General features: G+C 70.4%; 13 protein-coding genes. 9 read left to right on the top strand and 4 right to left on the bottom strand.

Translation table 11 applies throughout. The features are described from left to right. Positions 1 to 34 precede the first annotated feature (34 nt). The gene (locus tag ACQEU8_RS20285) at positions 35 to 1117 is read right to left on the bottom strand and encodes a FecCD family ABC transporter permease (RefSeq protein WP_433108600.1); all 1083 of its coding nucleotides are present in this window, start codon (positions 1115 to 1117) and stop codon (positions 35 to 37) included. A 182-nt stretch (positions 1118 to 1299) separates the two neighbouring features. After that, positions 1300 to 2460: a heme/hemin ABC transporter substrate-binding protein gene (locus ACQEU8_RS20280; protein WP_433103038.1), complete on the bottom strand. Its 1161-nt coding sequence runs from the start codon at positions 2458 to 2460 to the stop codon at positions 1300 to 1302. Positions 2461 to 2580: 120 nt separating this feature from the next. Here ACQEU8_RS20280 and ACQEU8_RS20275 point away from each other — a divergent pair, with 120 nt between their 5' ends. Then, on the top strand, positions 2581 to 4110 hold the full coding sequence (locus ACQEU8_RS20275; RefSeq protein ID WP_433103036.1) for an HtaA domain-containing protein: 1530 nt from the start codon (positions 2581 to 2583) through the stop codon (positions 4108 to 4110). 99 nt (positions 4111 to 4209) lie between these two features. After that, the gene (locus tag ACQEU8_RS20270; protein WP_433103034.1) at positions 4210 to 5901 is read left to right on the top strand and encodes an HtaA domain-containing protein; all 1692 of its coding nucleotides are present in this window, start codon (positions 4210 to 4212) and stop codon (positions 5899 to 5901) included. Positions 5902 to 6001: 100 nt separating this feature from the next. Here the strand turns inward: ACQEU8_RS20270 and ACQEU8_RS20265 are convergent, their stop codons facing one another. Continuing rightward, entirely contained in the window at positions 6002 to 6337 is a 336-nt protein-coding gene (locus tag ACQEU8_RS20265) for a winged helix-turn-helix transcriptional regulator (protein WP_433108598.1), read from the bottom strand. Between the two features lie 166 nt (positions 6338 to 6503). On the opposite strand from ACQEU8_RS20265, the gene ACQEU8_RS20260 reads away from it, so the two are divergent. The 5 genes from ACQEU8_RS20260 (at position 6504) to ACQEU8_RS20240 (ending at position 10603) form a co-directional block, all read left to right on the top strand. Then, positions 6504 to 7361, top strand: a complete 858-nt coding sequence (locus ACQEU8_RS20260; RefSeq protein WP_433103032.1) for an SDR family oxidoreductase — start codon at positions 6504 to 6506, stop codon at positions 7359 to 7361. 336 nt (positions 7362 to 7697) lie between these two features. After that, a complete protein-coding gene (locus tag ACQEU8_RS20255) occupies positions 7698 to 8423 on the top strand; it encodes a GH12 family glycosyl hydrolase domain-containing protein (protein WP_433103030.1) in 726 nt (241 codons plus the stop codon). Between the two features lie 51 nt (positions 8424 to 8474). Then, the gene (locus ACQEU8_RS20250) at positions 8475 to 9293 is read left to right on the top strand and encodes a pectate lyase (RefSeq protein WP_433103028.1); all 819 of its coding nucleotides are present in this window, start codon (positions 8475 to 8477) and stop codon (positions 9291 to 9293) included. 264 nt (positions 9294 to 9557) lie between these two features. Continuing rightward, positions 9558 to 10145, top strand: a complete 588-nt coding sequence (locus ACQEU8_RS20245; RefSeq protein ID WP_433103026.1) for a DinB family protein — start codon at positions 9558 to 9560, stop codon at positions 10143 to 10145. Continuing rightward, positions 10142 to 10603 (top strand): VOC family protein, encoded by a 462-nt coding sequence (locus tag ACQEU8_RS20240; protein ID WP_433103024.1) that lies wholly within the window; start codon positions 10142 to 10144, stop codon positions 10601 to 10603. The genes ACQEU8_RS20245 and ACQEU8_RS20240 overlap by 4 nt, the downstream gene beginning before the upstream one ends. 98 nt (positions 10604 to 10701) lie before the next feature. On the opposite strand, the gene ACQEU8_RS20235 is transcribed toward ACQEU8_RS20240, so the two are convergent. After that, entirely contained in the window at positions 10702 to 11493 is a 792-nt protein-coding gene (locus tag ACQEU8_RS20235) for an MBL fold metallo-hydrolase (protein ID WP_433103022.1), read from the bottom strand. Between the two features lie 82 nt (positions 11494 to 11575). Between ACQEU8_RS20235 and ACQEU8_RS20230 the strand changes: the two genes are divergently transcribed. Beyond that, positions 11576 to 12184 carry a CGNR zinc finger domain-containing protein gene (locus ACQEU8_RS20230; protein ID WP_433103020.1) on the top strand — a complete coding sequence of 203 codons (609 nt, stop codon included), beginning with the start codon at positions 11576 to 11578 and terminating at the stop codon, positions 12182 to 12184. Between the two features lie 121 nt (positions 12185 to 12305). Beyond that, positions 12306 to 13001: an ester cyclase gene (locus ACQEU8_RS20225; RefSeq protein ID WP_433103018.1), complete on the top strand. Its 696-nt coding sequence runs from the start codon at positions 12306 to 12308 to the stop codon at positions 12999 to 13001. Positions 13002 to 13081 lie beyond the last annotated feature (80 nt).

Below are 13081 nucleotides of genomic sequence, written 5' to 3'. Positions count from 1 at the left end.
GGGGCGACGGCGTGGGGGAGGAGGGGTGCCCGGGTCATGCCCAACCGCCCTGGCGGCGCCGGGTCCTGCGCAGCAGCCAGAAGAAGAAGGGGCTGCCCAGCAGTGCGGTGAGGACGCCGAGCGGGAGTTCGGCGGGCTGGGCCACGGTGCGTGCGGTCAGGTCGGCGCCGACCAGGACGACGGCGCCGCCCAGCGCGCTGCCCGGCACGAGAAAACGGTGCCCGGGACCGGCCGCCATTCGCAGCAGATGCGGCACCAGCAGGCCGACGAAGGTGATGATGCCGGCCACCGCGACGGCCGCCGCCGTCAGCAGGGCGACGATCAGGACGAGGGCGAGCCGCAGCCGCTCCACGTCGACGCCCAGGTGCCGCGCCGGCCGTTCGCCCAGCGCCAGCAGGTCGAGGCGGCGGGAGTAGAAGGGTGCGACGAGGAGACCGGCGAGCGCGCAGGGCAGCACGGCCAGCACCTTCGGCCAGGTGGCCTGGGCGAGCGAACCGAGCTGCCAGAACGTGATCTGGGTGAGTTGCGCGTTGTCCGCGAAGAAGACGCCGAGGCCGATGAGCGCACCCGCGAACGCGTTGACGGCGATGCCGGTGAGGATGAGGGTGACGACCTCCGTACGGCCGCCGGAGCGCGACAGCGCGTACACCGCCAGCACCGTGGCCAGGCCCGCCACGAACGCGCAGGCGGTCACCGTCCAGGTGCCGAAGAAGGTCAGGCCCAGCGCGATGGAGGCGACGGCACCGACAGCGGCGCCGGAGGAGATGCCGATGACGCCGGGCTCCGCGAGCGGATTGCCGAACACGCCCTGCATCAGCGCCCCGGCACATCCCAGGGAGGCGCCGACGAGCACGGCGAGGGCGACCCGGGGCAGCCGGACGTTCCACAGCACGCTGTCGGCGACGCGGTCGAGCGGAGCGCCGCCCAGCCCGGCCCGGTGCAGAACGGAGCCGAAGACGTCGCCGACGGGGATGGTGTAGGCACCGATGCCTGCCGAGAGCAGGGCCAACAGCACCAGAACCGTGGCGAGTACGAGGGTGAGGGTGGCGGCGGCACCACGCCGGGTCCGGGGCGGCCTCGGCACCGAACCGGACGCCTGTGCCTTCCCGGCTGCCATGTCCTCCCCGGACGCCTCTGCCTTCCCTGCTGCCACCGTCTCCCCGGCCGCCACTGCCTTTCCGGGTGGCGCCTTCCCGGCCGCTTCGGCGGCTGCCGTCTCCCGCAACGCCCTCGTGTCGGCGGCGGGCGCCGAAGGGCGGGGGTCTTCGGGCTCTGACCGGCCCCGGTGGACCGGGGCGGTCATGAAGCGCCGCCCTTCGTGTGGATCTGGCCGGCGAGGTCCTTGAGGACCTGGTCGGTGCGGGGGCCGTAGTTGAGCAGGACTCCGTCGTCGATGGTGGCGATGCGACGGTTCTGGCCGGCTGGGGTCTCGGCGACGCCGGGGATCTTCAGCAGGCCCTCGACGCCGTGCACGGATTGCAGGCCCTTGGTCATCACCAGGATCACGTCCGGGGCCGCTTTGACGAGCGCTTCGCTGGTGATGGCGGTGAAGTCCTTCTTCAGACCCGACTCCTTGCCCGCGTCCACGCCGCCGGCCGCCTCGATGAGAGAGGAGGCACCTGAGCGGGCACCGCCCAGGAGGTAGACGGACGCTGAGCCGCGCAGATAGAGGAAGGCCACCCGTGGCCGATCGCCGCCCCGCTCCCGCTCACCGCCCGACTTCTCCGTCCCCCCGAAGTCGCCCTGGGGAATGTCGTTCCGTACGGCGGCGATCCTCTTGTCCGTCCGTTCCCGCAGCCGTTCACCCGCCGCCCGTACGCCCAGTGCCCGGGACACATCGGCGATCCGGGTGTCCACGTCCGACAGTTGGCGTGCGGGCTCGACGACGACGAGGGGGATGCCCGCGTCCCGTATCTGGTCGACGGCCTCCGACGGTCCTGTGGTGGTCTCGGCGAGTACGACGGTCGGCTTCAGGGAGAGCACGCTCTCGGCGGACACATCGTGCGCGCGGGTGACGACCGGAAGGTGCTTGGCCTGCGCGAACGTCGCCGTGATGTCCCGGGCCACCACCTGGTCGCCGAGGCCGAGGGTGTGGACGATCTCGGAGAGGGATCCGGTGAGCGGCACGATCCGCTCGGCGCTGCGAACAGTGACGGTGCGCCCGTCGGCGGACTCGACGCGCACCGGCAACTTCGGTGCGGGCGCCGGGCCGGAGAGCGGTTGGACGCGGTCGGCGTGTGCGGAGCCTGCCGAACCGTGCTTGCCGCCAGCGGAGTTGGGCTCTGACGGCTTGTCGCCCGGGGCGCCGCCGCAGCCGCTGACAGAGAGCGCCAGGGCGAGGGCGGCGGCGAACACGCCTGGCACTCGGGTTCGTTGGTGCACGTCTGCGCCTTTCACCGGTCGGGGCTCTCGGGGCTGCCTGAAGTCGCCGAAGCGGGGACTTCCGGGCGAGCCCGACATAGCTTAGGTTAGCCTTACCTTGCTCGCCAGCCCGCCTTCCTGGACCAAAAGGGGGCTTCCGACGCACCGCTGCTGCGCCCGCTCGTCCCTCGTTCCCTCCGGTTGCCTGGAGACGTACCGATGCATTCCCGAACCCGGCACGGCCACCGAGTGCGCCGCGCCCACCCGAGCGCCGGACCGGTGGCGCTGGTGCTGAGTGCCCTGACCGCTGCCGCGTTGACGGCCACCGCCGCACCGGCAGCCGCGGCGACCACGGCTCCGAAACCGCAGACCGCGCTGACGGCGCCGGGCGCCCGGACCTCACCCACCGCGCCGACCGACGAACGGACCGTCTCCGGGGGCCGGTTGGACTGGGGCATCAAGGCCTCGTTCCAGAGCTACGTCACCGGCCCCATCGCCCAAGGCCGCTGGTCGCTGACCGGTGGCGCCGCCACCGCGGGCGAGAGCCAGTTCCGGTTCCATTCCGCGCACGGGGACTACAACCCGAAAACAGGTACCTTCGACGCCTCCTTCTCCGGCGGAGTGCACTTCACCGGACACCGCAAGCCCGGCGGCGGCAACCAGCTCGACCTGACCGTCAGCCGCCCCGCCGTGCATGTCTCCGGCAGGACCGGCACGCTGTACGCCGACATCCGCAGCAAGGCGAAGAGCACCGGCAAGGTCACCAACTCCTCCCGGGTACCGCTGGCCTCACTCGATCTCGGCAGGGTCGACATGCGCGGCGGCACCGGCCCGATCGCCCTCACCAACGTCCCCGCCCGGCTCACCACACGCGGCGCCACTGCCTTCGCCGGCTACTACAAGGCGGGCACCCCCCTCGACCCGGTGAGCCTCTCCGTCGACCTCGCACCGCGTAGCGGCGACGGGAGCGGCGCCGACGCGAAGGACAAGAAGAAGGGCGAGAAGGACAAGAAGAGCCGCAAGGCCGACGCCGGGAAGCGAGGGCGGTTCACCGAGGCAGCCGTCGACTGGGGCGTGCGCCGAACCTTCCGCGAATACGTCACCGGCTCCATCACCAAAGGCCGTTGGAAGCTGACCGACGGGGCGCAGGACGGTGGGGCGCTCTTCCGCTTTCCTGCCGGGAAGGGCACCTACGACCGGGAAAAGGGCACTCTGAACGCGGACTTCGACGGCGCCGTGCGGTTCACCGGCAAGCGGCTCGACCTGCGCCTCGCCTCACTGTCCGTACGGATCGCCGACGGCAAGGGCACCCTGAGCGCCGATGTGACGCGCAACGACCGCACAATTCGGCAGCAACCGCTGATCACCTTCCCCGCCGCGAAGAACGTGCTGAAGCCGCAGGATGGACTGGTGCGGCTGAGCGAGGTGCGGTCCGAACTCACCGCCCAGGGAGCCAAGGCGTTCGACGGCATGTACGCCGAGGGAACCCGCATGGATCCCGTGTCCCTGGCGGTAGCCCTCGATGAGGACGCGGAGCTGCCCGCCCTGCCCGACCTCGGCAGCGGCAACACCGCGGCGAAGAGCGCGGATTCGCAGTCCGCACAGCGCGACAAGTCCGCCGACGCCGCGTCCGACTCCTCAACAGCCCCGCTGGTCACCGCCGGGGCCTCGGCGGCAGTGCTCCTCGTCGCCGGGGGCGTGTTCCTCGCCGTCCGCCGGAAGCGTGCCCGGCAGCAGGGCGCGGGCTGAACCGGGCGCCGACGTTCGTGCGGGACGAGCTTCCCTGCGGCTCCCTCCCTGTCCATCCCATCCACCCGTCCATCCGACGCACCCAGGAGACCAGCAGTCATGACCGTCACCGCCCGTCCTCCCCGCCGCCGTTCGCGTGCCGGCGCCCTCCTCCTGGCCACCGCGACGGCGACCGTCGCAGGTGTCACCGCCTTCGCGCTGCCCGCCGTCGCGGCCCCGGGCGCCGCACACACGGCCGCCCCGCAGGCCGCCCCCGCCATCCCGCTGACCGCCGGGACGCTGGACTGGGGCATCAAGAAGTCCTTCCGCGACTATCTGAACGGCCCCATAGCGAAGGGGAAGATCACCGTCGCGGACGGCGCCAGGACCAACGCCGACGGCTCGTTCCGCTTCACCGACGGTACGGGCAGCTACGACATGACGACCCACGCCGTCACCGCGTCCTTCCACGGCAGCGTCCACCTGTACGGCCACCACGGCGCGCTCGACATCAAGCTGTCCGGCTTCTCCATGGAAACCGAGGGCAAGAGCGGCACCTTGAGAGCCGACGTCGACACGGGCACGGGCGAGGACGGCGCGGGCGAGCCGGAGAAGACCAAGGACGACGTTCCGCTGGCCTCACTCGATCTGTCGCAGGTCAAGCCGGGTTCGGGCCAGGACGGTGCGATGACGTTCGCCGACATCCCGGCGACCCTCACCGAGGAGGGCTCGGACGCGTTCGAGGGCTACTACCAGAAGGGCGAGAAGCTCGACCCGGTGACGTTGCAGGTCACCCCCGGCGGCAGCAGCGGAAGCGGCGGGTCCGGCTCGGGTTCGGGTTCCGGCTCCGGCGGTTCGGGAGCCGGGGGTTCGGGTTCCGGATCCGGGGGCTCCGGCTCCGGCTCCAGCGGCAGCGACTCGGGCGGCAGTTCCGGCAGCAGCGGTGACAGCGGCACCGGTTCCGGTTCGGGTTCCGGGAGCGGAAGCGGCGGCACGGAGCAGCCCGCCTCGGGCGCCATCGCCGACGGCAACCTCGACTGGGGCGTCAAGGCGTCGTTCCGTACCTATGTCACCGGCCCCATCGCCAAGGGCAAGGTGGAGACCTCCGGAGGGGCCAACAGCACCGACAGCGGGTACCGCTTCCCCAAAGGCAGCGGTGACTTCGCCGACGGCGACCTGAACGCCTCGTTCCAGGGCGGGGTGCGCTTCCTCGGCCACAAGGAAGGCTCCTCCTACACCCTGGACCTGACCTTCTCGCACCTCAAGGTGAAGGCCAAGGGCACAAAGGGCAGTCTGGTCGCCGATGTACGCTCCAAGGACCGGACCAGCGGCAAGGTCTCGACCGACAAGGCCGTCACCGTCGCCACCCTGAAGCTCGACAGCGGCGCACTGACCCCGCACGAGGACATCATCTCCGTGAAGAAGGCGCCCGCCACCCTCACGGCGGCCGGATCGAAGGCGTTCGGCGGCTTCTACAAGCCGGGCGACGCCCTCGACCCGGTGACGGTGGCCGTCTCCCTGGACGAGGACGCCGACCTTCCCGGCTCCGGCAGCGGTGGGGGCAGCGCCGACGGCGGCACGGACGGGGGCACCGAACCCGCCACCGTGGGAGGTGCGGGCAGCGTGGGCGGTGACGGTGCGGCGGCTTCGCTCGCCTCGTCCGGCGCCGGGCTGCCGTCCGGCCCGTTGGCCGGCACAGCCGCCGCGCTGACCGCTCTGGGGGGCGCCGCCGTCTGGGCGGCCCGTCGCCGAGCCGCCGCAGGCACCCCGTCGGCGGCACCCACCACGTCCACCGCGGGGAACGGGAGCTGAGAGCTCACTGCCGACTTCTGTGCTGCGCCCTGTGTCCGCCCACCCACTCCGGCGGATACGGGGCGCAGCGGGGTGCGGGCCGACCGGACCGGCCTGCTGGTCACGCCTTCGCCGCGTCGTACTCCTCGCGTGCCTTCCGGACCGCCGTCATCCGCTGCCCCGTCCACAGCGCGAGGCCACGGACCTGCTCGGCGGCCTCCCGGCCGAGGTCCGTGAGGGAGTAGTCCACGCGGGGCGGGATCACCGGCTTGGCGTCGCGGTGGACCAGGCCGTCCCGCTCCAGGGTCTGCAGGGTCTGGGCCAGCATCTTCTCGCTGACCCTGCCGATCTCCCGGCGCAGTTCGCTGAAGCGGTACGAACGGTCCAGCAGCGCGATCAGGATCAGAGCGCCCCAGCGGCTGGTGACATGCTCCAGGACCAGGCGCTCGGGGCACATGTCGCCGTCGGCGCTCCGCAGCCGGTCGACCAGCACCGCGTTACTCACCTTCACGCCAGTACCTTACTTCAAGGTGGGTACTTCCAGAAAGTTAGTGCGCCTCCTAGGGTTGGTTCGCATACCTGCCTCACAAGGAATACAACGCCCTGATCAGGAGATATCCATTATGAGCGTCATCGTCACCGGTGCCACCGGAAGCCTCGGCCGGTTCGTCGTCGAGGGCCTGCTGGAGAAGGTCCCGGCCGACCAGATCACCGCCGTCGTCCGCAACGAGGAGAAGGCCGCCGATTTCGCGGCCCGCGGCGTGACGATCGCCATTGCCGACTACAACATCCCGTCGACCTTCGACGGGCTCTTCTCCGCCGGCGACAAGGTGCTCCTCATCTCCAGCAGCGAGGTCGACAAGGACCGCGTCAGCCAGCACAAGGTCGTCATCGACGCCGCGAAGGCCGCCGGAGTCGCCCTCATCGCGTACACGAGCGCCCCCGGCAGCCTGACCGCTGCTCTCGCCGACGACCACCGGGGCACGGAGGCGGCAATCCTCGAGTCCGGTCTGCCCTACGTGCTGCTGCGCAACGGCTGGTACCACGAGAACTACACCGAGCAGCTGGCCCCGGTGCTCCAGTACAACGCCTTCACCCAGGCCGCCGGTGAGGGCCGCGTCGCCTCCGCCGCCCGCGCCGACTACGCCGCCGCGGCGGTCGCCGTGCTCACCGGCGAGGGCCACGAGAACACGACGTACGAGCTCAGCGGCGACACCGCCTGGAGCTTCGCCGAGTACGCGGCAGAGCTGAGCCGGCAGACCGGGAAGGAGATCGGCTACAACGCCGTCTCCGTCGAGGACTTCACCAGCATGCTGACCGGCCACGCCGGGCTGCCCGAGGCGCTCGCCGCGATACTCGGCGGCGTGGAGGTGTCCATTGCGAAGGGCGAGCTGGCCGGCACCAGCGGCGACCTCTCCCGGCTGATCGGGCGGCCCACCACACCGATCGCCGACTCGATCGCCGCGGCACTGAAGGACTGAGACGCGGACTTCTGGGCCCCGGGGGTGCTTTGACCCCTGGGGCTTCTCCATGTCCCGGACCAGAAGCTGATGGCCTCGCCCAGCACCCCCCATGACGTGGGCCCTTCCGGCGTGCTCCGCGTGCGGCGTGATCCGCGTGGCGACCGCCCCGAAAAAATCGTGCACCCCGACGGCAACCTTTCCCGCACCGGCGGCAACGACAGAGCAGACAGCACTCGTTGTCGGCCGGTGATCCGGTGGACGGGATCACCGCGTAACAGCGGAACACCCGCACACGCAGCGGAAAATCCGCACCAACAGCGGAACACCCGCACGGAGAAGAAGGGAACAGCCCTCATGGCACGGCAGAAACGGCACCGAATCCGCAGGCGAACCACCCTGCTCTTAGCCTCCTCGGGGGCGTTCGCCGCGCTGCTCGGTTTCGCCGCGGCACCGGCGCACGCCGCCGCCTGGTCCTCCTCGGACCGCTGGGGCAGCTGGCAGACGTCCGACGGCTACACCCTCTACAACAACATCTGGGGAGAGGGCGCCGGTTCGCAGACGATCGAGGCGAACTCGGCGTCGGACTGGCGGGTGCACGCCGACCACCCCAATACCGGTGGCATCAAGTCCTACCCGAACGCCAAGAAGGTCGTCGACAAACGCATCGGCGAGCTCTCCTCGCTCAGCAGCAGCTACCGGGTGAACGTCCCGGAGGCGGGCGCCTACAACACCTCGTACGACATCTGGGACAGCGATCACGACTACGAGGTCATGCTGTGGGTCAACCAGCATGGCGCGGTCGGCCCGATCGGCACGCCGCAGGGCACGGTCTCCCTCGGCGGGCACACCTGGCAGGTCTACAAGGGCGACAACGGCTCCAACCAGGTCTTCTCGTTCGTCCGCACCTCCGACTCCGCGGAGGGCACCGTCGACATCCTGCCGATCCTGCGCTGGCTCAAGGACGACAAGGGCTGGTGGGGCGACGAGACCATCGGCGACGTCCAGTTCGGGTACGAGATCACCTCCTCGCCGGGCGGCCTCGACTTCACCACCGGACAGTTCGGTGTCACCAGCCGCTGACCCCCCGCGTATCACCCCCCACATCACCCCCACACAGAAGGAGATCCGACGATGAGATCCGCACTGCACCGACGCCGACCGAGTCGCCGTGCCACCCTCGCCGGGACGTTCGCCGCCGTGGCGCTGAGCGGTGCCGCCCTGTTCACCACCACCGTGACCTCGGCCGGGGCTGCCGCCGCCCCGGACTGGCCCGACCCGCAGGGCGAGAAGCCGGTCTCCGAGACGATCCCGGTCTCGGGGGAGTACGACGGCAAGATGCAGCGCTTCTACGGCGAGGGTGACCTCGGCGGTGGCGACCAGGAAGAGGGCCAGGACCCGATCTTCAAGCTCGAGGACGGCGCGGTGCTGAAGAACGTCGTGCTCGGCAAGCCCGCCGCCGACGGCGTGCACTGCATGGGCAGCTGCACCCTGGAGAACGTGTGGTGGGAGGACGTCGGCGAGGACGCCGCCTCCTTCAAGGGCGAATCCTCCTCCGCCACCTACACCGTCACCGGCGGCGGTGCCCGCAAGGCCGACGACAAGGTCTTCCAGTTCAACGGCGCCGGCTCGCTGAAGGTCTCCGGCTTCCAGGTCTCCGACTTCGGCAAGCTCGTGCGCTCCTGCGGCAACTGCTCGACCCAGCACAAGCGTTCCATCACCATCGAGGATGTGGACGTCACGGCGCCCGGCAAATCGATCGCGGGCGTCAACGCCAACTACGGCGACACCGCCACCCTGCGCAAGGTCCGCATCCACGGCGACTCCGACAAGAAGATCGAGCCCTGCATCCGCTACCAGGGCAACGACTCCGGCGACGAGCCGGAGGAGATCGGCAGCGGCCCCGACGGCAAGACCTGCCTGTACTCCGAGTCCGACATCTCCTACGACTGACCGGACCCGGCACGACCGGACCACAACGGCGGGGCTCGCGCAGCGCGGGCCCCGCCCACCGTATGGCCCCGCCATCCGGCACAACCGGACCACCGGCGCGGCGAGGCCGCAGCCCCCTCCGCGCCGCATCCCTCACGTCACCCCGCCCAACTGGGTGAGCACCTCGCGCGCCCCGTCGGCCACGTCCATGCCACGTCCATGCCGCGCCCATGCGGCCGCCTTTTGCGGACCGATCCTGACCGCAAGAGGTGTCAGGGTGGCCCCATGGATGCACACGAATTCACCTGGAACCGGACATTGCGCGAGCAGTGGGAGTTCCACTGGGACCATCAGCTCCGAGCCCGGCTCGACGGTCTCACCGACGACGAGTACTTCTGGTCGCCGGTGCCGGGTGCCTGGAGCGTGCGGCCGCGCGGCAGCTCGACGGCGCCCGTGCAGGTCGGCGCCGGTGACTTCACCATCGACTACGCCTTCCCCGAGCCGGTTCCGCCGCCCTTCACCACGATTGCCTGGCGGCTCGGCCATGTCATCGTCGGCGTGCTCGCCGCGCGCAACGCGGCGCACTTCGGCGCGCCGGAGGCGTCGTACGAGACCTGGGAGTACGCCGGCAGCGCGGCCACCGCGCTCGATCAGCTACAGGCCCAGCTCGACGTCTGGCTGGCCGGGGTCCGCGGCCTCGGCGACGCCGGGCTCCGGGTCCCGGTCGGCGCGAAGGAGCCCTACCCCGAGGCGCCCATGGCCGATCTGGTGCTGCACATCCACCGTGAGCTGATCCACCACCTGTCCGAGGTCTGCCTGCTGCGCGACCTGTACCAGCACACGCAACTCGTCACGAACGGAGCAACCCGATGAGCCGTCACATCCAGGTCACCTTCGACGCACACGACCCGCGGGCACTGTCGTCCTTCTGGCGCGATGTACTCGGCTACGTCCACCCCGGCCCGCCCGGAGTCGAACTGCCCGAGGGCGCCGACCCGCTGGCCGCATGGGACGACTTCCTCGCGCGGCTCGGCGTACCGGAGGAGCAGCGCAACACGAAATCGGCCATCGAGGACCCGGCCGGGCAGGGCCCCCGGCTGTTCTTCCAGCAGGTGCCGGAGGACAAGGTCGCCAAGAACCGCGTCCATCTCGACGTCCGTGCGGCTCCGGGGCTGGAGGGGGAGGAGCGGATGGCGGCGCTGGAGGCCGAGTGCGAGCGACTCGTCACGCTGGGAGCGACGCGGGTACGTCGCGACGAGCCCGCTCCGCCGATGAGCGCCGGCTTCATCGTGATGACCGACCCCGAGGGCAACGAGTTCTGCCTGGACTGACGCAGAACTCTCGCTCCCCTGGCCACGAGACGCAGCTCCGCCCTCGTGTCGTCACCGTCCCTGGACGGATCACGACGAGGGCCGGAGCTGCGGTCCGGTCAGCCCCGGTCGCCGAGGTGCAGCCGGTCGGCCAGCCCGGCGGCGTCGAAGGCGGCCTCCAGGTCCTCGCGGCCTTCGGTGAAGTGGGCCCAGCTGTCGTAGTGGACCGGAACCACGCGGCGGGCGCCGAGGATCTGGGCCGCCTCGGCGGCCTGGGCGCTGTCGAGGACGACGAGCGCGCCGTCGAAGACGGCGGGGGTGCGCGGCGCGCCGGCGAACAGGATCGCGGTGTCCACCGGGCCGAACCGCTCCGCTATCTCCCGGACCAGCTCCAGTGAGGCATTGTCACCGCTGACGTACACGGTGGGCAGGTCGTCCGCGGTCAGTACGAAGCCGACCACCTGCCCGGCGACCGCCTCGACCTCCTCCCGCTTCCCGGGGCCGTGCAGGGCGGGGACACCGGTGACGGTCACCGTGCTGCCGTCGGGTCGGTCCAGCTGGACGGACTCCCAGTCCGCCAGGCCCTTCGCGCCGGCTCCCAGGCGCTGTCCGCCGCCGGGGGTGGTCAGCGTCAGTGGCACGTCGGCGAGCAGTGCCCGGCCGGAGACGTCGAGGTTGTCGGCGTGCTCGTCGTGCGAGAGCAGCACCACATCGACCCGGCCGAGGTCGGCCGGCGTGCCGGAGGAGGGCGCCGTCTTGGTCAATGTCGGGCCGCCCGGGGTGGGGTAGTCGCCGGGGGCGTCGAAGGTCGGGTCGGTCAGGAAGCGCAGGCCGCCGTACTCGAAGAGCGCGGTCGGACCGCCGAAGACGCGAACGGGGATGTGCCCAGGGGTCGTGTCGGCAGAAGACATAAAAGAGCTCCTCACGGATGAGAGGGTTTGTATCCGTGAGGAGACGCTAACACTTTCCTCACGGATGGCGACGCGCCGTACCATGAGGAACGTGACCGAGAGCCTGAACGACGAGCACGCGCTGCAGCCCGCACCGGGGGCGGAGCAGTACCCCGCCCTCGACTTCGCCAACAGCGCCCTCGCCCTGCCCGGCGGCCAGTTCCTCGACCTCCTCGGCACCCCAGCGGACGCGAACCGGTGGCTCACCGAGCGCGACCTCGCACCTGCCGATGCGGGACTGCAGGAGATGTGTCTGGGGCAGCTGCGTTCGCTGCGCGAGCAGATCCGAGCCCTGTTCGCCTCCCGGGTGCGCGGACTCCCCGCCCTGCCCGCGGCTCTCTCCGCCGTCAACGACGCGCTGACCCGTGCACCCACCGCGGCGCTGCTCCACTGGGACGAGAAGACCGGTCCCTACCGCGCGGCCCCCCACCCGACCACCGAGATCGTCGATCACGCCCTCGCGACCCTCGCCGCCGACGCCGCCGACCTGCTCACCGGGCCCGACGCCGAACGCCTCACCGCCTGCGGCTCCCCACCCTGCAACCGCTATCTGCTGCGCCACGGCCGCCGCCACTGGTGCTCCACCCGCTGCGGCGACCGCGCCCGCGCCGCCCGCGCGTACGCCCGCCGCACCGGAACCAGGAAGGCTTGAACGTCACGTACGACCCTGGTGCTGCACGATCCGCATCCACCCAGGATCGATCCAGGACAAGCAAGCTGAACGACGCATAGCCTGAAATGGTGGGAAAAAAGTTATCGCGGAGGGAGGCATCATGGCATTCGTCCAGGTCATCGACTACAAGACCAGCAAAGTTGATGAGTTGAACAAACTGATGGACAACTGGCTGGAAGCAACCCAGGGTAAGCGGACGGCCACCCACTCGATCATGGGGCGGGACCGCTCCGACTCCAGGCACGTCGTCGAGATCGTGGAGTTCCCCTCTTACGAGGCGGCGATGGAGAACTCGAAGCTTCCGGAGACCGACCAGATCTTCCATGAACTCCTGGAAGCCTGCGACGAGGAGCCCACGTTCACGGACCTCGAGGTGGTCCGGGACGAGCAGCTGAACAAGATCGCGGTCGGCACCTTCTTCGAGGAAGTGATCAACAAGCGGAATCCTGACGCGGCGGACGACGTGTGCACCGACGACTATCGCGAGCACGACCCGTTCATGTCGTCGTACGACATCGGGCTCGCGCAGGCCAAGACGGAGTACGGGGAGATCCTCAGGGCGTTCGAACCGGTCGCCACCATCGAGAGCCTGACCGCCGAGGGCGATCTCGTGTGCGCACGGCTCTCCTACAAGGGCCGCCATGTGGGCGAGTTCCAGGGCGTGGAACCCACCAACCGCGAGGTCTCGGGAACCGGTCACGCCACATTCCACTGCCGCAACGGCAAGCTCGCCGAGAGCTGGTGGAACATGGACGACCTCGGCCTGATGAAGCAACTGGGCATCGTCGAGGCTTGATCCTCGTTTCCCCGCGCCCCAAAGGGGCGCGGGGAACTGCTCCCCCAGCCTCCGGCCGGGAGGTGCCCCCAAAGCCACAA

The sequence above is a fragment of the Streptomyces sp. CA-250714 genome (genome assembly GCF_050936705.1).
GTDB lineage: Bacteria > Actinomycetota > Actinomycetes > Streptomycetales > Streptomycetaceae > Streptomyces.
This window is presented reverse-complemented; position numbering and strand designations above follow the sequence as displayed.

Bases quoted from the DNA above. Each gene is read 5' to 3' on its own strand.
- ACQEU8_RS20265 (WP_433108598.1), bottom strand. From the start codon at position 6,337: ATGTGCCCCGAGCGCCTGGTCCTGGAGCATGTCACCAGCCGCTGGGGC.
- ACQEU8_RS20275 (WP_433103036.1), top strand. From the start codon at position 2,581: ATGCATTCCCGAACCCGGCACGGCCACCGAGTGCGCCGCGCCCACCCG.
- ACQEU8_RS20235 (WP_433103022.1), bottom strand. From the start codon at position 11,493: ATGTCTTCTGCCGACACGACCCCTGGGCACATCCCCGTTCGCGTCTTC.
- ACQEU8_RS20240 (WP_433103024.1), top strand. From the start codon at position 10,142: ATGAGCCGTCACATCCAGGTCACCTTCGACGCACACGACCCGCGGGCA.
- ACQEU8_RS20255 (WP_433103030.1), top strand. From the start codon at position 7,698: ATGGCACGGCAGAAACGGCACCGAATCCGCAGGCGAACCACCCTGCTC.
- ACQEU8_RS20270 (WP_433103034.1), top strand. From the start codon at position 4,210: ATGACCGTCACCGCCCGTCCTCCCCGCCGCCGTTCGCGTGCCGGCGCC.
- ACQEU8_RS20230 (WP_433103020.1), top strand. From the start codon at position 11,576: ATGAGGAACGTGACCGAGAGCCTGAACGACGAGCACGCGCTGCAGCCC.
- ACQEU8_RS20280 (WP_433103038.1), bottom strand. From the start codon at position 2,460: ATGTCGGGCTCGCCCGGAAGTCCCCGCTTCGGCGACTTCAGGCAGCCC.
- ACQEU8_RS20250 (WP_433103028.1), top strand. From the start codon at position 8,475: ATGAGATCCGCACTGCACCGACGCCGACCGAGTCGCCGTGCCACCCTC.
- ACQEU8_RS20285 (WP_433108600.1), bottom strand. From the start codon at position 1,117: ATGGCAGCCGGGAAGGCACAGGCGTCCGGTTCGGTGCCGAGGCCGCCC.
- ACQEU8_RS20260 (WP_433103032.1), top strand. From the start codon at position 6,504: ATGAGCGTCATCGTCACCGGTGCCACCGGAAGCCTCGGCCGGTTCGTC.
- ACQEU8_RS20225 (WP_433103018.1), top strand. From the start codon at position 12,306: ATGGCATTCGTCCAGGTCATCGACTACAAGACCAGCAAAGTTGATGAG.
- ACQEU8_RS20245 (WP_433103026.1), top strand. From the start codon at position 9,558: ATGGATGCACACGAATTCACCTGGAACCGGACATTGCGCGAGCAGTGG.